This window comes from Pseudomonas sp. ABa2 (assembly GCF_056676075.1).
In genome coordinates this window covers 4,646,373-4,671,085 of sequence record NZ_CM155239.1, presented here as the reverse complement: position 1 = coordinate 4,671,085, position 24,713 = coordinate 4,646,373, and the positions used below count along the sequence as shown (strand labels likewise).

Below are 24,713 nucleotides of genomic sequence, written 5' to 3'. Positions count from 1 at the left end.
CGCGATTGCGTAACGGCCCATGGTCTTGTCCGTGAAGCTGAAAAAGGCGTCCCTGGTGGGCGCCTTTTTCGTTTCTGTCGCCTGGGCAGGGCTCGCCCAGGCCTTCTGCCCGTTGCAGGCGGATCTGCCGCAGCTGGCGGTCAAGCAGGTGGTGGACGGCGATACCCTGCGCCTGGTCGATGGTCGCAGCGTGCGCCTGATCGGCCTCAACGCGCCGGAACTGGGGCGCCAGGGGCGTAGCGACGAACCCTTCGCGGTGCAGGCTCAGCGCCGTCTGCAAGCGCTGGTGGCGGCCAACGACGGCCGTGTCGGCCTGCGTCCGGGGCGCGAGGGCAAGGATCGCTACGGCCGCACCCTGGCCCATCTCTATGACCGCCAAGGGCGCAATCTGGAGGCGCAGCTGCTGGCCGAGGGGCTCGGTTTCATGGTCGCGGTGACGCCCAACGTCGCCTTGGCGAGCTGCCAGCAGGCGGCCGAGCGTCAGGCGCGCCAGCAGCGCCTGGGGCTGTGGCGCAAGGAGCAGGTGCAGGCAGCCGGTCAGTTGCGCAGCGGCGGCTTCGCCCTGCTCGGCGGGCGCGTGAGCCAGGTGCAACGCAATCGCGGCGGCCTGTGGCTGGAGCTGGACGGCGGGCGGGTATTGCGGGTGGCGCCGGCGCTGCTTGAGCAGTTCGATGTGCGCGCGTTGCGGCGCCTCGAGGGCGCGCGGGTGGAGGCGCGCGGCTGGGTGATCGACCGCCAGTCCCGCGGCGGCTTGAAATCCGCCCAGGCGCGGTGGATGCTGCCACTGACCCACCCGGCGATGCTGGAGGTGTTGCCATGATGCGAACCGTGCTTGTCTGTCTGGCCTGTGCCTGGCTGGCCGGTTGCGCGGTCAACCCGGCCACCGGGCGCAACGACTTCGTGATGATGAGCGAGCGCCAGGAACTGGATCTCGGCGCGCGCTACAACCAGGAAATCCTCAAGCAGTACCCGCGTTACGACGACGCCAGGCTGCAGGCCTATATCCAGCGGGTCGGCGAGCGGGTGGCGCGCAACAGTCATCGCAGCCAGCTCAACTATGTCTTCACCCTGGTCGACAGCCCCGACATCAACGCCTTTGCCCTGCCCGGCGGCTATATCTACATCCACCGCGGCTTGCTCGCCTACCTCAATTCCGAGGCCGAGCTGGCCGCGGTGCTCGGTCACGAGGTCGGTCACGTCACCGCGCGGCACAGCGTGCGCCAGCAGAGCCAGTCCACCGCCTGGGGTCTGCTCGGCCAGGCCGCGGCCATCGGCACCGGCATCGGCGCGGTGGGCGACCTGACCGGCGTGATGGGCAACGCCTTCGTGCGTGGCTACGGCCGTGACATGGAGCTGGAGGCCGACGGCCTCGGCGCCCAGTACCTGGCGCGCAGCGGTTACGACCCGCAGGCGATGATCGAGGTGGTCAAGGTGCTGAAGAACCAGGAGGACTTCGCCCGTGCCCAGGCGGCCAAGCGCGGCGAAGCGGTAGCCGCCGGCGGTTATCACGGCCTGTTCGACACCCACCCGGACAACGAGCGACGCCTGCAGCAGGTGGTCGGCCCGGCCCGCGCCCTGGTCGGCGAGTCTCAGGAAGTGGGGCGCGATACCTTCCTGCAGATGCTCGACGGCCTGGTGTTCGGCGACTCGGCCGCCAGCGGCATTCGTCGCGGGCGGCACTTCTATCACGGCGAACTGGATTTCACCCTGAGCTATCCGGCCGGCTGGCAGCTGGTCAATCGCCCGGACGTGCTGATCGGCCACAGCGCCGATCAGCAGGCCTTCGTCGCCATGACCCTGGAGGTGGCGGACACGCGCCTGACGCCCGCGGAATTTCTTCGCCAGCGGGTCGGCAATCAGCGCCTGGCCGCCGGCGAAGAGCTGCGCCTGGGCGCGCTGCAGGGCTACACCGCGGTGCTGCCGGGGCAGCCGGCGCGGCGCGTGGCGGCGATCTACCGCGGCGAGCGGGCCTATCTGTTCATCGGTGTGGTGAAGGGGCGCGCCTCCCTGGAAAGCCAGGACCAGCATTTCCTCGAGGTGATCCGCAGCTACCGCCCGCTCAAGGCCGAGGAACGCAAGCTGGCCGAGCCGGTGCGCCTGCGCCTGGCCCGCGCCAAGGCCGGGCAGAGCCTGGCGGCGCTGGCCAAGGACAGCCCGCTGCCGGGTGACGGCGAAGCCCAGCTGCGCCTGCTCAACGGGCTCTATCCCGGCGGTGAGCCGCGTCCCGGCGACTGGCTGAAAACCCTGCGCTAGCCGGTCGATTCAATAGCGACCGAACGGTCTTGTGCAGCTGTATACAACTTGCGTATCCTCGGCCGCCTGCCCGTTCAACAGCCAACAAAAGCGGAAATGCCACTATGTCAGATCTCAAAACTGCCGCTCTCGAATATCACGCTCAACCCCGCCCGGGTAAGCTGAGCGTCGAGTTGACCAAAGCCACCGCCACCGCCCGCGACCTGTCGCTGGCCTACAGCCCGGGTGTCGCCGAGCCGGTCCGCGAAATCGCCCGCGACGCCGAGCTGGCCTACCGCTACACCGGTAAAGGCAACCTGGTGGCAGTGATTTCCGACGGCACCGCGATCCTCGGTCTGGGTAACCTCGGCCCGCTGGCCTCCAAGCCGGTGATGGAAGGCAAAGGCGTGCTGTTCAAGCGTTTCGCCGGCATCGACGTGTTCGACATCGAAGTCGACTCCGAGAGCCCGCAGGCCTTCATCGACACCGTGAAACGCATCTCCATCACCTTCGGTGGCATCAACTTGGAAGATATCAAGGCCCCCGAGTGCTTCGAGATCGAGCGCGCGCTGATCGAACAGTGCGACATTCCGGTGTTCCACGACGACCAGCACGGCACCGCCATCGTCACCGCCGCCGGCATGCTCAACGCCCTGGAAATCGCCGGCAAGACCCTGGAGCAGGCGAAGATCGTCTGCCTCGGCGCCGGCGCCGCCGCCATCTCCTGCATGAAGCTGCTGGTGAGCATGGGCGCCAAGGTCGAGAACATCTATATGCTCGACCGCAAGGGCGTGATCCACGCCGGTCGCGACGACCTCAACCAGTACAAGGCGGTGTTCGCCACCGAGACCGACAAGCGCACCCTGGCCGATGCCCTCGATGGCGCCGACGTGTTCGTCGGCCTGTCCGGCGCCAACCTGCTGAGTCCGGAAGACCTCAAGCGCATGGCGGCCAACCCGATCGTCTTCGCCTGCTCCAACCCGGATCCGGAAATCAAGCCGGAGCTGGCGCACGAGACCCGCAACGACGTGATCATGGCCACCGGTCGTTCCGACTACCCGAACCAGGTCAACAACGTGCTGGGCTTCCCCTTCATCTTCCGCGGTGCCCTGGACGTACGCGCCACCCGCATCAACGAGGAAATGAAGATCGCTGCCGCCCTGGCCCTGCGCGACCTGGCCAAGCTGCCGGTGCCGCAGGACGTGTGCGACGCCTATGGCGGTATCAAGCTGGAGTTCGGCCGCGAGTACATCATTCCCAAGCCGATGGACCGCCGCCTGATTACCGTGGTCTGCGATGCCGTGGCCAAGGCCGCCATCGAGTCCGGCGTGGCCACGCTGCCCTATCCGAAGCACTATCCGCTGAACTCGGTGGACGAAGTGTTCAACGGCTAAGGCCAGGCAATAAAAAACCCGCTTCGGCGGGTTTTTTATTGCCTGCAGAAAGGCCTCGCCTTGGCCGAAGGCGTGATCCGGGAGTGCCCGTCGGATCAGGCTTCGACGGTCTAGCCTGGGGCTGTTCTAGAACAGATCGATCGGCGCCATTTCGTCGGCCGGCAGCGGGCTGCCGGGAACGCCCATGCCGGGCTCGAACTCGCTCATCGGCGGCGGCGAATCCTCGCTCTTGAACAGCTCGAAGTAGGCATCCGGCGTACCGGGCGCCGCGGCGCGGCCGCTGAGCGGGTCGACGCGCAGGGTGAGCAGCCCCTTGGGCTCCTTGGGCCGGTGGCTGGGGCGATCCTTGAGCACGGCGCCCATGTAGCTCATCCAGATCGGCAGCGCCACGGTGCCGCCGTATTCGTGGCGGCCGAGGCTTTCCGGCTGGTCGAAACCGGCCCAGACGGTGGTCACGTAGTCGGCGTTGTAGCCGGAGAACCAGCTGTCCTTGGATTCGTTGGTGGTGCCGGTCTTGCCCGCCAGGTCGTCGCGTCCCAGGGCCAGGGCGCGGCGGCCGGTGCCGCGCTTGATCACGTCCTGCAGCATGCTGGTCATGATGTAGGCGGTGCGTTCATCGATGATCTGCTCGGCGACCTTGGGTTCCTCCAGCGGCAGCTCGGCCGTAGCGTTCACCGTCAGCGTGGCGCTGTCCGTGGCCGGCGCGCTGCTCGGCACTCGCGCCGGATTGGCGTGGAACAGCGGTTTGCCGTTGCGGTCGTCGATGCGCTCGATCAGGTAGGGCTCGACCTTGTAGCCGCCGTTGGCGAAGGTGGCCCAGCCCTCGGCGATTTCCAGCGGGGTCAGGCTGGCGGTGCCGAGCGCCAGCGACAGGTTGCGCGGCAGGTCCTGCGGCTCGAAGCCGAAGCGCTCGATGTAGCGCAGGCTGCGGTCGATGCCCATGTCCTGCAGCAGACGGATGGAAACCAGGTTGCGTGACTTGTACAGCGCCTCGCGCAGGCGGATCGGGCCGAGGAAGGTGTTGTTGTCGTTCTTCGGCCGCCATTTCTGCGACAGGTAGTCGTCGGAGAGGATGATCGGCGCGTCGTTGACCAGGGTGGCGGCGGTGTAGCCGCTGTCCAGCGCCGCGCTGTAGATGAAGGGCTTGAAGCTGGAGCCGGGCTGGCGCTTGGCCTGCACGGCGCGGTTGTAGTTGCTCTGGTCGAAGGAGAAGCCGCCGACCAGGGCCTGGATGGCGCCGCTGTAGGGGTCGAGCGACACCAGCGCGCTCTGCGCCGCCGGAATCTGCAGGAAGCGCAGGCTGCCGTCAGCCTGGCGCTGCACGCGCACGATGTCACCGACCTGGGCGACGTCCGCCGGCTGCTGCGGGCGCGGGCCGAGGCTGTTGGTGCTGAGGAAGGGGCGCGCCCATTTCATGCTGTCCCAGGACACCGCCTGCTCCTCGCCGCCTCGGGTCAGCACCAGAATGCCGCTCTTCTCCACCTGGGTCACCACGGCCGGCTCCAGGCCGCCGATGCTGCGGAACTTGCCCAGCTCGGCGAGCCAGGTCTCGCGGGTCATGCCCGGCAGGCGGCTTTCCGGGCCGCGATAGCCGTGGCGCTGGTCGTAGTCGATCAGGCCTTCGCGCAGCGCGCTGTTGGCCACTTCCTGCAGCTGGCTGGGCACCGTGGTGGTGACGTTGAAACCCTCGGTGTAGGCCTCGCTGCCGTAGCGACCAACCATCTCCGCGCGGGCCATCTCGGCGATGTAGGGGGCGCTGAGTTCGGGGGCGGGGACGTGGTAACGGGCATCGACCTCTTCGGCCAGGGCGGTCTCGTAAGTGGCCTGGTCGATACGACCGAGGCGGTAGAGGCGACCGAGAATCCAGTCGCGACGCTCCTTGGCGCGGGTCGGATTGACCAGTGGGTTGTAGCGCGACGGCGCCTTGGGCAGGCCGGCGATCATGGCCATCTGCGCCAGGTTCAGCTCGCGCATCGACTTGCCGTAGTAGACGTGCGCCGCCGCCTCGATGCCGTAGGCGCGATTGCCCAGGTAGATCTTGTTGACGTAGAGCTCGAGGATCTCGTCCTTGCTCAGCTCGCGCTCGATCTGCAGGGCCAGGAGGATCTCGGTGATCTTGCGCGAGAAGCTGCGCTCGCTGGTGAGGAAGAAGTTCTTCGCCACCTGCATGGTGATGGTGCTGCCGCCAGTCTGGATCTGCCCGCTTTTCAATAATTGCGTGGCAGCGCGCATCAGGCTGGTCACGTCGACGCCATAATGATTGGCGAAATTATCGTCCTCGGCGGCCAGCAGCGCGCTGATGAATTCCTTGGGGATTTCGTCGAAACGAATCGGCGACCGGCGCATCTCGCCAAACTCGGCGATCAGCTTGGCATCGCTGCTGTAGACGCGCAGGGGGATCTGCAGCTGCACCTGGCGCAGCGACTCGACGGAGGGAAGGGTCGGGCTAAGATAAAGAAATGCGCCGCTGAAACTGAGCAACAGCCCACAAAAAACGGCAACGCAAGACCACCAGAAGAACTTCAGCAGGCGTATCAAAATGTTCGGAATTCCAAGTAAAAGAATGAGTTAAGCAGGAGCTGAGGCTAAAAGGGAAAAGCTGATCACATTATAAGCGTTTTTTTTCCCGGGTAGCCATTTGCGCTTCTGTCAAGACTGATATTTAATGTGGAAAAACATAAATAGTCCGTAAGTCGCGGATGCCAATAGGAAAACGGTCGTGCTAGGGCTCTTCAATAAGAAAGCGAATACGCTGCTGGGGATCGATATCAGCTCGACCTCGGTCAAGCTCCTCGAATTGAGTCGCTCGGGAAGCCGCTACAAGGTAGAGGCTTACGCAGTCGAGCCGCTCCCGCCAAACGCTGTGGTGGAGAAGAACATCGCCGAGCTGGAGGGGGTCGGTCAGGCCTTGTCGCGGGTGTTGGCCAAGGCCAAGACCGGGGTCAAGACGGCCGCCGTGGCGGTTGCCGGTTCGGCGGTCATCACCAAGACCATCGAGATGGAGGCCGGGCTTTCCGAAGATGATCTGGAAAACCAGCTGAAGATCGAGGCCGACCAGTACATTCCCTATCCGCTCGAAGAAGTCGCCATTGATTTCGAAGTGCAGGGCCCTGCCGCGCGCAACCCGGAACGGGTCGAGGTGCTACTGGCGGCCTGTCGCAAGGAAAACGTCGAAGTGCGCGAAGCCGCTCTGGCGCTTGCCGGTTTGACCGCCAAGGTGGTGGATGTCGAGGCCTACGCGCTTGAGCGCGCCTACGGCCTGCTCGAAGCCCAGCTGGGCGGCGGCCATGACGAGCTGACCGTGGCCGTGGTCGATATCGGCGCCACCATGACCACCCTCAGCGTGCTGCACAATGGCCGCACCATCTATACCCGCGAGCAACTGTTCGGCGGCAAGCAGCTGACCGAGGAAGTGCAGCGCCGCTACGGCCTGTCGGTCGAAGAGGCCGGTCTGGCCAAGAAGCAGGGCGGTTTGCCCGACGACTACGAAAGCGAAGTGCTGCAGCCCTTCAAGGAGGCTGTGGTCCAACAGGTATCGCGCTCCCTGCAGTTCTTTTTTGCCGCCGGCCAGTTCAACGATGTCGACTATATCCTCCTGGCAGGCGGTACCGCCTCCATCCCCGACCTCGACCGCCTGATCCAGCAGAAGATCGGCACGCAAACTCTCGTGGCCAATCCCTTCGCCGACATGGCGCTGAGTAGCAAGGTCAACGCTGGTGCACTGGCTAGTGACGCGCCGGCACTGATGATTGCCTGTGGTCTGGCGATGAGGAGTTTCGACTGATGGCACGGATCAACTTACTTCCCTGGCGCGAACAGCTGCGCGAAGAGCGCAAGCAACGTTTCCTGGTGACCCTGGTGGGCGTGCTCGTCGTGGCCGCCGGCGTGGTTTTCCTTGGCGATCAACTGCTCAACGCCGCCATCGAACAGCAGAATGAGCGCAATAACTTCATCAAGAAGGAAATCGCCGTTCTGGATGCGCGGATCAAGGAGATCAGCGAGCTGAAGACGCGTCGGCAGCAATTGCTGGAACGGATGAAGATCATTCAGGACCTGCAGGGCAACCGCCCGATTATCGGCCGTGTATTCGATCAACTGGTGAGGACCCTGCCTGATGGCGTGTATTTCACAAGCGTCAAGATGACTGGCAAGAACATCGACATTCTCGGCGCGGCGGAATCAAATAACCGTGTTTCCAACCTGATGCGTAATCTGGACGGCTCCGAGTGGCTGGAGGCGCCCAACCTGACACAGGTGAAAGCCACTACGGCCGGGGCATTGGATCAAGCGAACGTCTTTCAGTTGAGCGTGCAGCAGACGCAACCTGCGGCAGAAGTAGTCGAGGGTGAAAAGAAATGAGCCTGGCTGAATCTATTGAAAGTCTGCGTAAGTTCGATCTGAATGATCTGGATGTCAATAATGTTGGTTCTTGGCCGGCTGCCGTTAAAGGGGTGGTTTTTGTCCTGTTCTTCGTGGCGGTTTTGGGGGCTGGCTATTACTTCCATTTAAGTGATCTTCGCGCTGATCTGGATCGCGTTAAGTCGGAAGAGGAGAGTCTGAAGCAGCAGTTTTCTAACAAGGCGTTTCAGGCTGCAAATCTAGAGGCTTACAAGGAACAAATGCAAGAAATGGAGGTTTCCTTTGGGGCCTTGCTGAGGCAGTTGCCTAGCGATACTGAGGTGCCAGGCCTGCTGGAGGATATCACTCGGACGGGGCTTGGCAGTGGCCTAGAGTTCGAGGAGATCAAGCTGCTTCCGGAAGTCGCACAGCAGTTTTACATTGAGTTGCCAATACAGATAGTGGTCATGGGGAGCTATCATGACTTGGCTACTTTTGTAAGTGGTGTTGCCAGTCTTCCTCGAATTGTGACTTTGCACGACTTTGAAATTAAGCCCGTTGAAAAGGACGGGGTGTCTTCGGCGTTGCGTATGAATGTCCTGGCGAAGACTTATCGTTATAACGATAAGGGGCTGGAAAAATGAAGAATCTCAAGCTGGCATTGCTAGTCGGTATCTCATTTTCTTTGGTTGGTTGCAGTGGTGGGGATTTTTCCGATCTTCAAGCCTTTATGGATGAGGTGCGGGCCAGGCCGAAGGGGGCAATTGAGCCGCTGCCAAAGTTTCTTCCTTATGAAGCCTTTACTTATGGCGCCGCCTCGCTGCGCAGCCCATTTCAGCCGCCTGTTAAGGTTGATACCGTCAGTCGCGCTAAAGGTGCTCCAGAGGTTCGGCCTGACGAGACCAGGGTCAAGCAATTTCTCGAAGGTTTTAATATCGAGGTTTTTGAGATGGTTGGCACCTTGTCCAATGGTAGTGGCTTCTTCGCTCTTGTAAGTGGTGCCGGAGGGGTGCACCGGATTAAGGTCGGTGATTACCTTGGTCGCAACCATGGTCGTGTCGTTGCCGTGGATGAGGCCAAAATCGACGTGGTTGAGATAGTTCCGGATGGCGATGAAGGATGGCTCGAAAGGCCGCGCAGCCTAACGCTCAAAGAGCGCTCTTGATAGGCGGGACACGTATGAAAAATAACTATCAGTCTGCACAACGGAAGCATGTAATGAATATCTCGTTCTCGCGATTTGGTCTATCTGTTGCGGCCCTGTTATTGTCTCCGACCCTGCTCGCGGCAAACTTGAGTAACCTGGATGTTGCGGCATTGCCGGGCGACAGGGTTGAGCTCAAGCTGTCTTTCGATGAGCCGATCGTGGCGCCGCGTGGTTACACCATTGAGCAGCCTGCGCGTATTGCGCTCGATCTGCCAGGCGTTTCCAGCCAATTGGGCAGTAAAAATCGCGAAATAGGAATGGGTAATGCGCGAAGTGTGACGGTTGTAGAGGCCAAGGATCGTACCCGTCTGATCATTAATCTAACGGCTCTAGCTCCGTACACGACTCGGGTTGAGGGTAACAATCTGTTCGTTATTGTGGGGGATAGTGCTGCTGCGGTCAGCCCTGTAGCCAGCTCTGCACCTGTGGTTTCTTCGCCAGCGCCGCGTGCCGTAGCCGCTGGTCGCTCGGTTAGCGATATTGATTTTCAGCGTGGTGAGCAAGGCGAAGGCAATATCATCATTTCTCTTTCGGACGCGACAATCAGTCCTGATGTGCAGGAGCAGGGCGGGAAAATTCGTATCGATTTTCCCAAGACCCAACTGCCAGAGTCTCTGCGTGTTCGTCTGGATGTAAAAGATTTCGCGACTCCGGTTCAATTCGTTAACGCCAGTTCTTCTTCGGATCGCGCCAGTATCGTGGTAGAGCCTACGGGGCTCTATGATTATCTGGTTTATCAGGCAGACAACAAGCTGACGGTAAGCGTCAAACCTCTTACCGAAGAAGATGCGGTGCGTCGTAAGGCTGATCGCTTTGCATACAGCGGCGAGAAGCTTTCTCTCAATTTCCAAGATATTGATGTGCGCTCGGTACTGCAGCTGATTGCCGACTTCACTGACCTGAACCTTGTGGCCAGTGATACTGTTAGGGGCAATATCACACTGCGCCTGCAGAACGTGCCGTGGGATCAGGCGCTGGACTTGGTGCTGAAAACCAAGGGCTTGGATCAGCGTAAGGTGGGTAACGTCCTAATGGTTGCTCCGGCCGATGAGATTGCTGCCCGAGAGCAGCAGGAGCTTGCCGTACAGAAACAGGTGGCTGAGCTCGCCCCCTTGCGTAAAGACATCATTCAGTTGAACTACGCCAAAGCCTCCGATATTGCCAAGCTTTATGAGGAAGGGGCTTCGGGGACTTTGAAGGACGACATGCGTGGCTCGGTCATCTTTGACGACAGAACCAATAGTTTAATTGTAACGCTGACCCAGGAACGCATCGATGAGCTGCGTCGTATCGTGACCCAGCTTGATATTCCGGTTCGTCAAGTGATGATCGAGGCTCGGATCGTCGAGGCCAATGTCGACTACGACAAGTCCCTGGGGGTGCGCTGGGGTGGAAATGTGGGTTCCGGCAACTGGAATGCGTGGGGTAAGAACGGCAACCTCGAGTTGGGTGAGGAAACGGACGGTGTTCAAGAGATCGATATTCCCTTTAACACCCCGTTTGTAGATATGGGGGTAAACGGTAGTACTTCGGGTATCGGGATCGGCTTCATCACGAACAATACGGTGCTTGACCTCCAGCTAAGTGCAATGGAGAAGTCTGGTTCTGGCGAGGTCGTTTCCCAGCCGAAGGTCGTAACCTCCGATAAGGAAACGGCCAAGATTCTGAAGGGCACCGAGGTTCCTTATCAGGAAGCGAGTTCCAGTGGTGCAACCAGTACTTCCTTCAAGGAGGCCGCGCTTTCACTCGAAGTGACCCCGCAGATTACTCCGGATAACCGGGTGCTGATGGAGGTGAAGGTGACCAAGGATGCACCGGATTTCTCGGTTGCGGCCTCGACTGGCGGTATTCCAGCCATTAGCAAGAACGAAGTGAACGCTAAGGTTCTGGTTGCTGATGGTGAGACGATCGTGATCGGTGGCGTGTACTCGAATACGCAAACGAAATCTGTGGACAAGGTTCCTTTTCTGGGCGACCTGCCCTTTATCGGTCGCGTGTTCAAGCGTGATTTGGTGACTGACCGGAAAGCAGAATTGCTTGTCTTCCTCACTCCGCGCATCATGAACAACCAAGCCATTGCCGTGAACCGATGACCTAAGTGCGGAATGTAATCCTCGTTGGCCCGATGGGAGCTGGAAAGAGCACCATCGGGCGTTTGCTTGCTAAAGAACTGCGTTTGCCCTTCAAGGACTCCGACAAGGAGATCGAGCAGCGCACCGGTGCCGATATTCCCTGGATCTTCGATGTCGAGGGGGAGCAGGGTTTTCGTGAGCGGGAGCAGGCGGTGATCGCCGAGCTGTCGCTGCAGGATGGCCTGGTGCTCGCCACCGGCGGCGGCGCGGTGATGCGTCCGGAGAATCGCCAGGCGCTGCATGCCGGGGGGCGGGTGGTGTACCTGCATACCTCGGTGGAGCAGCAGATCGACCGCACTTCGCGCGATCGCAATCGTCCCCTGTTGCGTACGGCCAACCCAGCCCAGGTGCTGCGGGATTTGATGGCGGTGCGCGATCCGTTGTACCGGGAGGTCGCCGATATCGTCATCGAAACGGACGAGCGCCCACCGCGCATGGTGGTGCAGGAAATCCTGGCGCGCCTGGAAGCCTTGTCGCCCCGTTAAAGCGCGGGGCGAACTGCGCTATCCTAGAGCCCTTTTGATTCTGGGGGCCTCATGCAGACTCTTCACGTTGAACTCGGCGAGCGCAGCTATCCCATCTATATCGGCAGTGATCTGCTGTCCCAGCCCGAGCTGCTGGCACGGCATATCGGCGGGCGGCAGGTGGCGGTGGTGACCAACGAAACCGTCGCGCCGCTCTATCTGCAGGGCCTGCTGCAGTCCTTGGCGGGGTTCAATGTGGCCTCGGTGGTGTTGCCGGATGGCGAGGCGTTCAAGAACTGGGAGACCCTGCAGCTGATCTTCGACGGCCTGCTGACGGCGCGCCACGACCGGCGTACCACTGTGGTTGCTCTGGGTGGCGGGGTGATCGGCGACATGGCCGGTTTTGCCGCGGCCTGTTACCAGCGCGGTGTGGATTTCATTCAGGTGCCGACCACCCTGCTGTCGCAGGTCGATTCCTCGGTCGGCGGCAAGACCGGGATCAACCACCCGCTGGGCAAGAACATGGTCGGCGCCTTCTACCAGCCCAAGGCGGTGCTGATCGACACGGCAAGCCTGAACACCTTGCCCGCACGTGAGCTCTCCGCCGGACTGGCGGAGGTGATCAAGTACGGACTGATCTGCGACGAGCCCTTCCTCGGCTGGCTCGAGGCCAATATGCCGGCGCTGCGCAGTCTGGATCAGGTGGCGCTGACCTATGCCATTGAGCGCTCCTGTGCGGCCAAGGCACGGGTGGTCGGTGCCGACGAGCGCGAGTCCGGCGTGCGGGCGACGCTGAACCTCGGCCATACCTTCGGTCATGCCATCGAGACCGAGCAGGGTTATGGCGTGTGGCTGCACGGCGAGGCGGTGTCCGCGGGCACCGTGATGGCGCTGGAGATGTCCCATCGCCTGGGCTGGTTGTCGGCGTCCGAGCGCGATCGCGGCGTCCGTCTGCTGCAGGCGGCGGGTTTGCCGGTGGTGCCGCCGCGGGACATGACCCCGGCGCAGTTTCTCGAACATATGGCGGTGGACAAGAAGGTGCTCGATGGCCAGTTGCGCCTGGTGCTGCTCAAGCGCCTGGGCGAGGCCGTGGTCACCGCCGACTACCCGCGTGAAATTCTCGACGCCACGCTGCGCAGCGACTACGCCGCGTTGGCTCAGTCGTTCAACTCTTGAAGAGTGATCCATGACCAGTCTGCATGCTGACGAAGCTTTCCTGGCGCATTACCAGTTCAGTCACGACCCCTTCGCGCCGCGGGTGCCCGGCTTCAAGTTTTTTCCGGCGCAGCGCAAGCCGGTGCTGGGCCAGTTGCACCATCTGGCGCGCTATAGCCAGCTGTTGCTGGCGGTAGTCGGCCCGCAAGGCAGCGGCAAGACCTTGCTGCGCCAGGCGCTGGTCGCCAGCACCAACAAGCAGGCGGTGCAGAGCATCGTGCTGGCCCAGGGCGTGGGCGGCAGCGACGCTCTGCTGCGCCAGGTCGCCCAGGGGCTGTCCGTGGCCCAGGCCGACCTGCGCTCGATCCTGGCGCAGGTCGCGCAGTTGGCGCTGACCGGCCAGGAGGTCTATCTGCTGATCGACGATGCCGATCAGCTCGACGATGCCGTGCTGAAGACCGTGCTGGCGTTGGCGGCGGGCAATGGCGAGGGGCGTCCGCATGTGTTCCTGTTCGCCGAGCCTGAGCTGCTGGGGCGGCTGGAGGCCCTGGCCGGCGGCGAGGAGTGCTACCACGCTATCGAGCTGCAGCCCTACAACGAGGAGGAGACGCGCGATTATCTGGCGCAGCGCCTTGAGGGTGCCGGGCAGGGTATCGAGGTGCTGAACAAGGAGCAGATCGAGGAGGTCCATCTGCGTTCCCAGGGCTGGCCGGGGGCGATCAACCAGGAGGCGCGCGAGCTGCTGGTGGAGCAGATGCTGGCGCAGCGCGCCGCCGGGCGGGGGGCGGGTGCCGGCTTCGCCTTGCCGAAGAAGCATCTGCTGGCGCTGGCCGTGGTGCTGGTCGGCGTCGCTGCGGCCTGGTTGATGCAAGGGCGCGAGGCGCCGGCACCGGCAACGGCGGAGATCACGGCGCCGCTGTCGCTGCAGCCTGCCGCTCCGGTGCCGGTAGTCGAGGCGCCTGCCGAGGCGCCGGTGGGCGAGAGCAAGGCGCCGGCCATCGAGTTCGCCGGCGCCAGTCAGCCGCTGCCTCTGCCGTTGGTGGGGGAATCGCAGGCAGTGATTCGTCAGCCTCTGGCGGAAGCGGCAGGCGAGGAGCTGGATGGCTTCGAGCCGCCGGCCGCGCCCGTCGTGCCGGCGCCCTCGACAGTCGTGGCGCCGGCCGCTCCAATCGTTGCTGCACCTGCACCTGCACCTGCACCTGCACCTGCACCTGCACCTGCATCTGCGGTGCCCAAGCCGGCGGAGGTGGCGGTCGCCAAGCCTGCTCCGGTCAAGCCCGCCCAGGGCGCTACGGCAACGGGCGACTGGTATGCCCAGCAGCCGGCTTCGCGTTACGCCCTGCAGATTCTCGGCTCGCGCTCGGAGGCCAATATCCAGGCGCTGGTGCGCGAAGGTGGCGGCGAATACCGCTACTTCAAGAAAGTGCACCAGGGGCAGCCGCTGTTCGTGCTGACCTATGGTAGTTTCGCCAGCCGCGATGCCGCCCAGGCGGCGGTCAAGACGCTGCCGGCCAAGCTGCAGGCGGGCAAGCCCTGGCCGCGCACCCTGGGCAGCATTCAGCAGGAAATGCGCCGCTAGCCCGCTGCTTCGGAGTGACCGCTGGGTCGTTAGCACGACCTGGCGGTCTTATCCTTCGTTTTCGCGACATAAGTTTTCATTGCCTCGTCACGAAGATTTGTGACGGCCTAGGCGGATATGTACAATGACCTCCCTTTTGCCTGCGCAAAGCTGGTGCATGCCCGTGCGTGCAGGGTAAGTGGTTGAATTAGAAAGCAATTTGCCTGAAGTCTAGGCAGCCTGGTGAGAGTTTCCCCTATGAAAGCAGGTTTGTACCGTCCTGATGAGTTCAAGGATAACTGCGGCTTCGGCTTGATCGCCCATATGCAAGGTGAGGCGAGCCATCACCTGCTGCAGACCGCCATTGAGGCCCTTACCTGCATGACCCACCGCGGCGGCATCAACGCCGACGGCAAGACCGGTGACGGCTGTGGTCTGCTGATCCAGAAACCGGATCTGTTCCTGCGCGCCGTGGCCCAGGAGTCTTTCGGCGTCGCACTGCCGACGCAGTATGCCGTGGGCATGGTGTTCTTCAACCAGGACCCGGCCAAGGCCGAGGCCGCTCGCGAGAACATGAACCGTGAGATCCTCGCGGCCGGCCTGCAGCTGATCGGCTGGCGCAAGGTGCCGATCGATACCAGCGTGCTCGGCCAGCTGGCACTGGAGCGTCTGCCGATCATCGAGCAGGTGTTCGTCGGCGGCGAAGGGCTGTCCGATCAGCAGTTCGCCATCAAGCTGTTCAGCGCCCGTCGCCGTTCCTCGGTGGCCAACGCCGCCGACGCCGATCACTACATCTGCAGCTTCTCGCACAAGACCATCATCTACAAAGGCCTGATGATGCCGGCGGACCTGCAGCAGTTCTACCCGGATCTGGGCGACGAGCGCCTGCAGACCGCGATCTGCGTGTTCCACCAGCGCTTCTCCACCAACACCCTGCCGAAATGGCCGCTGGCGCAGCCGTTCCGCTTCCTCGCCCACAACGGCGAGATCAACACCATCACCGGCAACCGCAACTGGGCTCAGGCCCGTCGCCTGAAGTTCGCCAACGAGCTGATCCCCGATCTGGAAGAGCTCGGCCCGCTGGTCAACCGCGTCGGCTCCGACTCCTCGAGCATGGACAACATGCTCGAGCTGATGGTCACCGGCGGCATCGACCTGTTCCGCGGCGTGCGCATGATCATTCCGCCGGCCTGGCAGAACGTCGAGACCATGGACGCCGACCTGCGCGCGTTCTACGAATACAACTCCATGCACATGGAGCCCTGGGACGGTCCGGCCGGCGTGGTGCTGACCGACGGTCGCCATGCCGTGTGCCTGCTCGACCGCAACGGCCTGCGTCCGGCGCGCTGGGTCACCACCAGCAACGGCTACATCACCCTGGCGTCGGAAATCGGCGTGTGGGACTACAAGCCGGAAGACGTCATCGCCAAGGGCCGCGTCGGCCCGGGGCAGATCCTCGCCGTCGACACCGAGACCGGCCAGGTGCTGTCCACCGACGACATCGACAACCGCCTGAAATCGCGCCACCCCTACAAGCAGTGGCTGCGCAAGCACGCCCAGCGCATCCAGGCCACCCTGGAAGACCGCGACCACGGCTCGCCCTTCTACGACCCGGACCAGCTCAAGCAATATATGAAGATGTTCCAGGTCACCTTCGAGGAGCGTGACCAGGTGCTGCGCCCGCTCGGCGAGCAGGGCCAGGAGGCGGTCGGCTCGATGGGCGACGACACCCCCATGGCGGTGCTCAGCCAGCGCGTGCGCTCGCCCTACGACTATTTCCGTCAGCAGTTCGCCCAGGTCACCAACCCGCCGATCGACCCGCTGCGCGAAGCCATCGTCATGTCCCTGGAGATTTGCCTCGGCGCCGAGCGCAACATCTTCCAGGAGTCGCCCGAGCATGCCGCCCGCGTCATCCTCAGCAGTCCGGTGATCTCCCCGGCCAAGTGGCGCGCGCTGATGAACCTGGATCGCCCGGGCTTCGAGCGCCAGCTGATCGACATGAACTACGACGAGTCGATCGGTCTGGAAGCCGCCGTACGCAACATGGCCGACCAGGCCGAGGAGGCGGTGCGCAGTGGCAAGGTGCTGCTGGTGCTGTCCGACCGCCACATCGCCCCGGGCAAGCTGCCCGCGCATGCCGCGCTGGTCACCGGCGCCGTGCATCACCGCCTGACCGAGAAGGGCCTGCGCTGCGACTGCAACATCCTGGTCGAGACCGCCACCGCGCGCGATCCGCACCACTATGCCGTGCTGCTGGGCTTCGGCGCCTCGGCGGTGTATCCGTTCCTGGCCTATGAAGTGCTGGGCGACCTGATCCGCACCGGCGAAGTGCTGGGCGATCTGTACGAGGTGTTCAAGCATTACCGCAAGGGCATCTCCAAGGGCCTGCTGAAGATCCTGTCGAAGATGGGCATCTCCACCGTCGCCTCCTACCGCGGTGCCCAGCTGTTCGAGGCCGTCGGCCTGGCCGACGAGGTCACCGAGCTGTGCTTCCGTGGCGTCGCCAGCCGCATCCAGGGCGCGCGCTTCGTCGACATCGAGAGCGAGCAGAAGCTGCTGTCGGCCGAGGCCTGGAACAACCGCAAGGCCATCCAGCAGGGCGGTCTGCTCAAGTTCGTCTACGGCGGCGAGTACCACGCCTACAACCCGGACGTGGTCAGCACCCTGCAGGCCGCCGTGCAGCAGGGCAGCTACGCCAAGTACAAGGAATACTCGGCGCTGGTGGACAACCGCCCGGTGTCGATGATCCGCGACCTGCTCAAGGTCAAGACCGCCGAGCAGCCGCTGGCGCTGGACCAGGTCGAGCCGCTGGAGGCCATCCTCAAGCGCTTCGACTCCGCCGGCATCTCCCTCGGCGCGCTGTCGCCGGAGGCCCACGAGGCCATCGCCGAGGCGATGAACCGCCTGGGTGCACGCTCTAACTCCGGCGAGGGCGGCGAAGACCCGGCCCGCTACGGCACCGTGCGCAGCTCGAAGATCAAGCAGGTGGCCACCGGTCGCTTCGGCGTCACCCCGGAATACCTGGTCAACGCCGAAGTGCTGCAGATCAAGGTGGCCCAGGGCGCCAAGCCCGGCGAGGGCGGCCAGCTGCCGGGCGGCAAGGTCAACGGCCTGATCGCCCGTCTGCGCTACGCGGTGCCGGGCGTGACCCTGATTTCGCCGCCGCCGCACCACGACATCTACTCGATCGAGGACCTGGCGCAGCTGATCTATGACCTCAAGCAGGTCAACCCGGCCGCGCTGGTGTCGGTCAAGCTGGTGGCCGAAGCCGGCGTCGGCACCATCGCCGCCGGCGTGGCCAAGGCCTATGCCGACCTGATCACCATCTCCGGCTACGACGGCGGCACCGGCGCCTCGCCGCTGACCTCCATCCGCTACGCCGGCGCGCCCTGGGAACTGGGCCTGGCCGAGACCCACCAGACCCTGCGCGGCAACGACCTGCGTGGCAAGGTGCGGGTGCAGACCGACGGTGGCCTGAAGACCGGCCTCGACGTGATCAAGGCGGCCATCCTCGGCGCCGAGAGCTTCGGCTTCGGCACCGCGCCGATGATCGCCCTGGGCTGCAAGTACCTGCGTATCTGCCACCTGAACAACTGCGCCACCGGCGTGGCCACGCAGAACGACAAGCTGCGCAAGGACCACTTCATCGGTACCGTCGAGATGGTGATGAACTTCTTCACCTACGTCGCCGAGGAAACCCGCGAGTGGCTGGCCAAGCTCGGCGTGTCGAGCCTGGAGCAGTTGATCGGGCGCACCGATCTGCTCGAGATGCTGCCGGGCGAGACCGCCAAGCAGGGCAACCTGGACTTGTCGCCGCTGCTCGCCAGCGCGCATATCCCGGCCGACAAGCCGCAGTTCTGCCAGGTGGAGAAGAACCCGCCGTTCGACAAGGGCGAGCTGGCCGAGAAGATGGTCGAGCTGGCCAGGTCGGCGATCGACGGCCGCAGCGGCGGCGAGTTCGCGCTGGACATCTGCAACTGCGACCGCTCCATCGGCGCACGCGTGTCCGGCGAGATCGCCAAGCTGCACGGCAACCAGGGCATGAACGACGCGCCGATCACCTTCCGCTTCAAGGGCACTGCGGGGCAGAGCTTCGGCGTATGGAACGCCGGCGGCCTCAACCTGCACCTGGAAGGCGACGCCAACGACTACGTCGGCAAGGGCATGACCGCCGGCAAGCTGGTGATAGTGCCGCCCAAGGGCAGCCCGTTCGCCACCCAGGACTCGGCCATCATCGGCAACACCTGCCTGTACGGCGCCACCGGCGGCAAGCTGTTCGCCGCCGGCACCGCCGGCGAGCGTTTCGCCGTGCGCAACTCCGGCGCCCATGCGGTGGTGGAAGGTGTGGGCGACCACTGCTGCGAGTACATGACCGGCGGCTTCGTCTGCGTGCTGGGCAAAACCGGCTACAACTTCGGTTCCGGCATGACCGGCGGCTTCGCCTACGTGCTCGACCTGGACAACGGCTTCTACGACCGCGTCAACCACGAGCTGGTGGAAATCCAGCGCATCAACAGCGAAGCCATGGAGGCCTACCGTAGCCACCTGCAGCGCGTCCTCGCCGAATACGTCGAGGAAACCGCCAGCGAATGGGGTCGCAACCTGCTGGAAAACCTGGACGACTATCTGCGCAAGTTCTGGCTGGTCAAGCCGAAAGCCGCGAGCCTGAAGTCGCTGCTGTCCAGCACCCGTGCCAACCCGCAATAAGAATGCGCCTGAAGTGGTTTGATGAGGTAATGCAATGACTGAACGTCTGAATAACGACTTCCAGTTCATCGAAGTCGGGCGCAAAGACCCGAAGAAGAAACTGCTGCGTCAGCGCAAGAAGGAATTCGTCGAGATCTACGACAACTTCAAGCCGGCGCAAGCTGCAGACCAGGCGCATCGCTGCCTGGGCTGCGGCAACCCCTACTGCGAATGGAAGTGCCCGGTGCACAACTTCATTCCCAACTGGCTCAAGCTGGTGTCCGAGGGCAACATCCTCGCCGCCGCCGAGCTCTCGCACCAGACCAACACCCTGCCGGAAGTCTGCGGCCGCGTGTGCCCGCAGGATCGCCTGTGCGAGGGTGCCTGCACCCTCAACGACGGCTTCGGTGCGGTGACCATCGGTTCGGTGGAGAAGTACATCACCGACACGGCGTTTGCCATGGGCTGGCGCCCGGACATGTCCAAGGTCAAGCCGACCGGCAAGCGTGTCGCGGTGATCGGTGCCGGCCCGGCCGGCCTGGGCTGCGCCGACGTGCTGGTGCGCAACGGCGTGACCCCGGTGGTGTTCGACAAGAACCCGGAAATCGGCGGCCTGCTGACCTTCGGCATCCCCGAGTTCAAGCTGGAAAAGACCGTGATGAGCCGTCGTCGCGAAGTCTTCAGCGGCATGGGCATCGAGTTCCGCCTGAACACCGAGATCGGCAAGGACATCGGCATGGATGAATTGCTCGCCGAATTCGATGCCGTATTTATGGGTATGGGCACCTACACCTACATGAAGGGCGGCTTCCCCGGCGAAGACCTGCCGGGCGTGCACGATGCGCTGGACTTCCTGATCGCCAACGTCAACCGCAACCTGGGCTTCGAGAAGTCGCCGGAAGACTTCGTCGACATGAAGGGCAAGCGCGTGGTGGTGCTCGGCGGCGGCGACACCGCGATGGACTGCAACCGTACCTCCATCCGTCAGGGCGCCAAGGCGGTGACCTGTGCCTACCGCCGCGACGAAGAGAACATGCCGGGCTCGCGCAAGGAAGTGAAGAACGCCAAGGAAGAGGGCGTGAAGTTCCTGTTCAACCGCCAGCCTATTGCGATTGTGGGTGAGGATAAGGTGGAAGGCGTCAAGGTGGTCGAGACCCGTCTCGGCGAACCGGATGCCCGCGGCCGCCGCAGCCCCGAGCCGATCCCGGGCTCCGAGGAGATCATCCCGGCCGAGGCCGTGCTGATCGCCTTCGGTTTCCGTCCGAGCCCGGCGCCCTGGTTCGAGCAGTTCGAGATCCAGACCGACAGCCAGGGCCGCGTGGTGGCGCCGGAGCAGAACCAGTTCAAGCACCAGACCAGCAATCCGAAGATCTTCGCCGGCGGCGACATGGTGCGCGGCTCGGACCTGGTGGTGACGGCGATCTTCGAGGGGCGCAACGCCGCCGAAGGCATCCTCGACTACCTGGGCGTCTGATCGATTGCGTCAGGGCCTGCCCGCGACAAATTGACCCGATGGACAAAAGGCACGGCACTCGCCGTGCCTTTTGTTTGGCGCTCTGCGAAAATGCCCGCACTTTTTTCTAGGACTCTGCCATGACCGCCCTGAAGAACGATCGCTTCCTTCGCGCCCTGCTCAAGCAACCCGTGGACGTCACCCCGGTGTGGATGATGCGCCAGGCCGGTCGTTACCTGCCGGAATACCGCGCCACCCGCGCCAAGGCGGGTAACTTCGTCAACCTGATGAAGAACCCGGAACTGGCCTGCGAAGTCACCATCCAGCCGCTGGACCGCTACCCGCAGCTGGATGCGGCGATCCTCTTCTCCGACATCCTCACCATTCCCGATGCCATGGGCCAGGGCCTGTATTTCGAGACCGGCGAAGGCCCGCGGTTCAAGAAGGTGATCAGCAGCCTGGCCGATATCGAGGCGCTGCCGATCCCGGATGCCGAGCAGGACCTGGGCTACGTGATGGACGCGGTGCGCGGCATCCGCCGCGAGCTGAACGGCCGCGTGCCGCTGATCGGCTTCTCCGGCAGCCCCTGGACCCTGGCCACCTATATGGTCGAAGGCGGCTCCAGCAAGGATTTTCGCAAGTCCAAGGCCATGCTCTACGACAACCCCCAGGCCATGCACGCGCTGCTCGACAAGCTGGCCCAGGCGGTCACCGCCTACCTCAACGGGCAGATCAAGGCCGGCGCCCAGGCGGTGCAGATCTTCGATTCCTGGGGCGGTTCGCTGTCGGCGGCGGCCTATCAGGAATTCTCCCTGGCCTATATGCGGAAGATAGTCGACGGCCTGATCCGCGAACACGACGGCCGCCGGGTGCCGGTGATCCTGTTCACCAAGGGCGGCGGCCTGTGGCTGGAATCCATGGCCGATAGCGGCGCCGAGGCCCTGGGCCTGGACTGGACCTGCGATATCGGCAGCGCCCGCGCTCGCGTCGGCGCCAAGGTGGCGCTGCAGGGCAATATGGACCCGAGCGTGCTGTACGCCAACCCGGCGGCGATCCGTGCCGAGGTGGCGCGCATCCTCGTCGCCTATGGGCAGGGCAGCGGCCATGTGTTCAACCTCGGCCACGGCATCACCCCGGAGGTCGACCCGGCCCATGCCGGCGCCTTCTTCGAGGCGGTGCACGAGCTGTCGGCGCAGTACCACCAGTAAGCAGAACAGGGGCCGCGCAAGCGGCCTCTTTGCTATCGGCCGGGCAAGCTCCTCGCGCTTGTCACGGGCTTTGCATAGAATCCAAGGCCATCTGAGGCTCAGGGAGGTGTGAGATGCGGCGTGTGGTGTTCAACCAGAAAGGCGGCGTGGGCAAGTCCAGCATCGCCTGCAACCTGGCGGCAGTGAGCGCGTCTCAGGGCTATCGCACCCTGCTGATCGACCTCGACAGCCAGGCCAACTCGACCCATTACCTCACCGGCCTGACCGGCGAGGACATTCCCATGGGCATCGCCGACTTCTTCAAGCAGACCCTGGCCAGCGGTCCCTTCGCTAAGAAGGGCAAGGTGGACATCTACGAGACGCCGTTCGACAACCTGCACGTGGTCACCGCCACCGCCGAGTTGGCCGAGCTGCAGCCCAAGCTGGAGCAGAAGCACAAGATCAACAAGCTGCGCAAACTGCTCGACGAGCTGGCCGAGGACTACGACCAGATCTACCTGGATACCCCGCCGGCGCTTAATTTCTACACGGTTTCCGCGCTGATCGCGGCCGATCGCGTGCTGATCCCCTTCGATTGCGACAGCTTCTCGCGTAATGCCCTGTACGGCCTGCTGGCTGAGATCGAGGAGCTCAAGGACGATCACAACGACGGCCTGGAGGTGGAGGGCATAGTGGTCAACCAGTTCCAGCCGCGTGCGACCCTGCCGCAGCAGCTGCTCGACGAGCTGATTGCCGAGGGCCTGCCGGTGCTGCCGGTGAACCTGATGAGCTCGGTGAAGATGCGCGAATCGCACCAGGTGTGCACACCGCTGATCCATCTGGATGCGCGGCACAAGCTGACCCAGCAGTTCGTCGAACTACACGACCTGCTCAACGCCGGTTGAGAATGAAAAAGGCGCCTGGAGGCGCCTTTTTCGTTTGTCGCTGGCCTTAACGCACCACAAATACGTCGCACGGCGCCTTGTGCAGAAAATGCTGCGCCAGGCTGCCGAGCAGGGCCTGGGACAGCGCGCTGCGGCCGTGGCTGCCGAGCACCAGCAGCTCGCTGCGGCGGGTTTTGATCTGCTCCTGCAGGCAGCGCAGGATGCCGCCCTGGATCACCTCGTGAGTCAGCGTCGGGCCGCCGGGCGGCAGGTTCTGCGCCTCGTCCTGCAGCAGTTGGTCGATCAGCCCCTGCTGGGTCTGCAGTTGCAGCTGCACCTCCTTGGGCGTGCCCTTGTCCGGCTCGAACACATGCAGGGCGTGCAGCTCGGCGTCGCCCGGCAGCAGGCGATAGGCCTGGCCGAGGGCGCTGCAGGCGCACAGGGAGAAGTCGATGGCGGCCAGGGCGTGCCGGTAGGGGGCGAAGTCGTTGCGCGCCACCAGCAGCAGCGGCGCCGTACAACGGCGGGCGATGCGATCCAGGCTGGTGCCGGAGAAGAAATCGTGGCGCTGGTGGTGGCCGCCGAGCACCAGCAGGTCGCAGCTGCTGTCCTGCACCTCCTGCAGCACCACCTCCGAGGGCTTGCCGCTGAGCATGCGCAGCTCGCTGCCGGGTGGGGCGTACTGGGTCAGGCTGCGGTCCAGCGCCTGGCGCGCCTTCTCATGCTGCTCGCTGCTCTGGCTGGGGTCGAGCACGTGCAGCAGGGTCAGGCGGGCACCGTGCTGGCGGGCGAGTTGGGTGGCGCGGCACAGGGCCATGTCGGCGGTGTCGCGCAGGTCGTGGGCGATAAGAATGTGATGGAACATGGCGACGGCTCTCCTGCCGATACCAGTCGGCAATTTTATTGTGCCTGTTCAATTAGCCGTTCTTTTGACTTATGGCAAGGTCGAGGCTCAGCGTAACCGCAATTGGTAATGCCCGCGACTCTCGGCGACCACCTCGCCGGCGCCGTCGGTCAGCTGCAGGTCGAGCTGGTACTCGGCCTTGCCCAGGCGTCCGGCCTCGTCCTCCAGGCGGGCGATCTCGGCCGCACTCAGGCGCGCCTCGACCCGAATGTCGCCGCTGGCCGGGCGCCGGAATCTCAGGTTCATCTCCTTGACCAGCGGGTAGAAGCGTTCCACATCGAAGCTGGTGAGAAACAGCGCGCCGCCGGGAATCTCCGCCAGGGTGAACAGCGCACCGGCGTACATGCTGCCGATATGGTTCTGGTTGCCGGCCAGCGGCATGCGCAGGCGCACGAAGCCGGGTTCGAGCACCTCGGCCTTGAGGCCGCTGCGCTGGACGAAGGCGATCTGCTGTTCGGTGAGCTGGCGGGCGAGTTCCACGGACAGGGGCATGGCGCGACTCCTTGGCGAGGGTCTGTCCAGACTAAGGCTTGGTGCGGCCCGTGCAATTGACCGCAGCGCCCCGGCGGACTGACCGAACCGCTCAGGCCCTGTCAGTGATCGCTCAGGGATGGCATCCGGGCTACGCGCTAACCTGGGGGGGCCGTAGCCCGGGGGAAACCCGGGGGGCTCGCTCAGATGCCCTGCTGGCGCAGCCAGCTCAGCAGCTGCGGCAGCGGCAGGGCGCCGCTCTGCCGCGCCACCTCCACGCCGCCCTTGAACAGGAGCAGGCTGGGAATCGAGCGGATGCCCAGTTGCCTGGCCAGCTGCGGGTTGCCCTCGCTGTCCAGCTTACCCAGGCGGCAGCGGCCCTGCAGCTGGCTGGCGGCCTGGGCGAAGGTCGGCGCGAAGGCCTGGCAGGGCCCGCACCAGGCGGCCCAGACGTCCACCAACAGCGGCAGCTCGCCCTTGAGCTGGCCGGCGAAGTTGCTTTGCGTCAGTTCGATGGGCGCGGCCGGCAGCAGCTCGGCCTTGCAGCGCCCGCAGCGCGGGGCGTCGCCCAGGCGCGCGGCGGGGATGCGGTTGAGGCCGTTGCAGTGCGGGCAGGGAATCAGCAGGGGATCGGACATGACGGCGGGC

19 protein-coding genes are annotated in these 24,713 nt (G+C 63.9%); 15 read left to right on the top strand and 4 right to left on the bottom strand.

Features of this window, described 5'->3' with window-relative positions:
* Positions 1–19: 19 nt before the first annotated feature.
* From AC1G9C_RS22565 to AC1G9C_RS22555, 3 genes are all read left to right on the top strand, one after another.
* Positions 20–820 carry a thermonuclease family protein gene (locus tag AC1G9C_RS22565; protein WP_480408848.1) on the top strand — a complete coding sequence of 267 codons (801 nt, stop codon included), beginning with the start codon at positions 20–22 and terminating at the stop codon, positions 818–820.
* Entirely contained in the window at positions 817–2,253 is a 1,437-nt protein-coding gene (locus AC1G9C_RS22560; RefSeq protein ID WP_480408847.1) for a M48 family metalloprotease, read from the top strand. The genes AC1G9C_RS22565 and AC1G9C_RS22560 overlap by 4 nt, the downstream gene beginning before the upstream one ends.
* Positions 2,254–2,357: 104 nt before the next feature.
* Positions 2,358–3,626, top strand: coding sequence for a malic enzyme-like NAD(P)-binding protein (locus tag AC1G9C_RS22555; RefSeq protein WP_031302588.1), 1,269 nt, complete (start codon positions 2,358–2,360; stop codon positions 3,624–3,626).
* A 126-nt stretch (positions 3,627–3,752) separates the two neighbouring features.
* Here AC1G9C_RS22555 and AC1G9C_RS22550 read toward each other — a convergent pair whose 3' ends face one another.
* On the bottom strand, positions 3,753–6,161 hold the full coding sequence (locus tag AC1G9C_RS22550) for a penicillin-binding protein 1A (protein WP_480410434.1): 2,409 nt from the start codon (positions 6,159–6,161) through the stop codon (positions 3,753–3,755).
* Positions 6,162–6,345: 184 nt separating this feature from the next.
* On the opposite strand from AC1G9C_RS22550, the gene AC1G9C_RS22545 reads away from it, so the two are divergent.
* The 12 genes from AC1G9C_RS22545 (at position 6,346) to AC1G9C_RS22490 (ending at position 22,711) form a co-directional block, all read left to right on the top strand.
* On the top strand, positions 6,346–7,410 hold the full coding sequence (locus AC1G9C_RS22545; protein ID WP_397486681.1) for a pilus assembly protein PilM: 1,065 nt from the start codon (positions 6,346–6,348) through the stop codon (positions 7,408–7,410).
* The gene (locus AC1G9C_RS22540; protein ID WP_480408846.1) at positions 7,410–7,985 is read left to right on the top strand and encodes a PilN domain-containing protein; all 576 of its coding nucleotides are present in this window, start codon (positions 7,410–7,412) and stop codon (positions 7,983–7,985) included. Before AC1G9C_RS22545 ends, AC1G9C_RS22540 begins: the two co-directional genes overlap by 1 nt.
* Entirely contained in the window at positions 7,982–8,608 is a 627-nt protein-coding gene (gene pilO / locus AC1G9C_RS22535) for a type 4a pilus biogenesis protein PilO (protein ID WP_480408845.1), read from the top strand. Before AC1G9C_RS22540 ends, pilO begins: the two co-directional genes overlap by 4 nt.
* The gene (gene pilP / locus AC1G9C_RS22530) at positions 8,605–9,129 is read left to right on the top strand and encodes a type 4a pilus biogenesis lipoprotein PilP (RefSeq protein WP_480408844.1); all 525 of its coding nucleotides are present in this window, start codon (positions 8,605–8,607) and stop codon (positions 9,127–9,129) included. The genes pilO and pilP overlap by 4 nt, the downstream gene beginning before the upstream one ends.
* A 53-nt stretch (positions 9,130–9,182) precedes the next feature.
* Positions 9,183–11,264: a type IV pilus secretin PilQ gene (locus AC1G9C_RS22525; RefSeq protein WP_480408843.1), complete on the top strand. Its 2,082-nt coding sequence runs from the start codon at positions 9,183–9,185 to the stop codon at positions 11,262–11,264.
* 5 nt (positions 11,265–11,269) lie between these two features.
* Positions 11,270–11,788 (top strand): shikimate kinase AroK, encoded by a 519-nt coding sequence (gene aroK / locus AC1G9C_RS22520; RefSeq protein ID WP_122109219.1) that lies wholly within the window; start codon positions 11,270–11,272, stop codon positions 11,786–11,788.
* Positions 11,789–11,839: 51 nt separating this feature from the next.
* Positions 11,840–12,943 carry a 3-dehydroquinate synthase gene (aroB, locus tag AC1G9C_RS22515; protein WP_480408842.1) on the top strand — a complete coding sequence of 368 codons (1,104 nt, stop codon included), beginning with the start codon at positions 11,840–11,842 and terminating at the stop codon, positions 12,941–12,943.
* 10 nt (positions 12,944–12,953) lie between these two features.
* On the top strand, positions 12,954–14,501 hold the full coding sequence (locus AC1G9C_RS22510; protein ID WP_480408841.1) for an AAA family ATPase: 1,548 nt from the start codon (positions 12,954–12,956) through the stop codon (positions 14,499–14,501).
* Between the two features lie 237 nt (positions 14,502–14,738).
* Positions 14,739–19,187, top strand: a complete 4,449-nt coding sequence (gene gltB / locus AC1G9C_RS22505) for a glutamate synthase large subunit (RefSeq protein ID WP_031302681.1) — start codon at positions 14,739–14,741, stop codon at positions 19,185–19,187.
* A gap of 34 nt (positions 19,188–19,221) precedes the next feature.
* A complete protein-coding gene (locus AC1G9C_RS22500) occupies positions 19,222–20,640 on the top strand; it encodes an FAD-dependent oxidoreductase (RefSeq protein WP_480408840.1) in 1,419 nt (472 codons plus the stop codon).
* Positions 20,641–20,759: 119 nt separating this feature from the next.
* Positions 20,760–21,827, top strand: a complete 1,068-nt coding sequence (hemE, locus tag AC1G9C_RS22495) for a uroporphyrinogen decarboxylase (RefSeq protein ID WP_480408839.1) — start codon at positions 20,760–20,762, stop codon at positions 21,825–21,827.
* Positions 21,828–21,940: 113 nt separating this feature from the next.
* Positions 21,941–22,711, top strand: coding sequence for a ParA family protein (locus AC1G9C_RS22490; RefSeq protein ID WP_021442235.1), 771 nt, complete (start codon positions 21,941–21,943; stop codon positions 22,709–22,711).
* Between the two features lie 46 nt (positions 22,712–22,757).
* Here AC1G9C_RS22490 and AC1G9C_RS22485 read toward each other — a convergent pair whose 3' ends face one another.
* The 3 genes from AC1G9C_RS22485 to trxC form a co-directional block, all read right to left on the bottom strand.
* Complete coding sequence (locus AC1G9C_RS22485; RefSeq protein ID WP_480408838.1) at positions 22,758–23,555, bottom strand: universal stress protein; 798 nt, start codon at positions 23,553–23,555, stop codon at positions 22,758–22,760.
* Positions 23,556–23,642: 87 nt separating this feature from the next.
* The gene (locus AC1G9C_RS22480) at positions 23,643–24,086 is read right to left on the bottom strand and encodes a YiiD C-terminal domain-containing protein (RefSeq protein ID WP_480408837.1); all 444 of its coding nucleotides are present in this window, start codon (positions 24,084–24,086) and stop codon (positions 23,643–23,645) included.
* Between the two features lie 182 nt (positions 24,087–24,268).
* Entirely contained in the window at positions 24,269–24,703 is a 435-nt protein-coding gene (trxC, locus tag AC1G9C_RS22475; protein ID WP_480408836.1) for a thioredoxin TrxC, read from the bottom strand.
* Positions 24,704–24,713 lie beyond the last annotated feature (10 nt).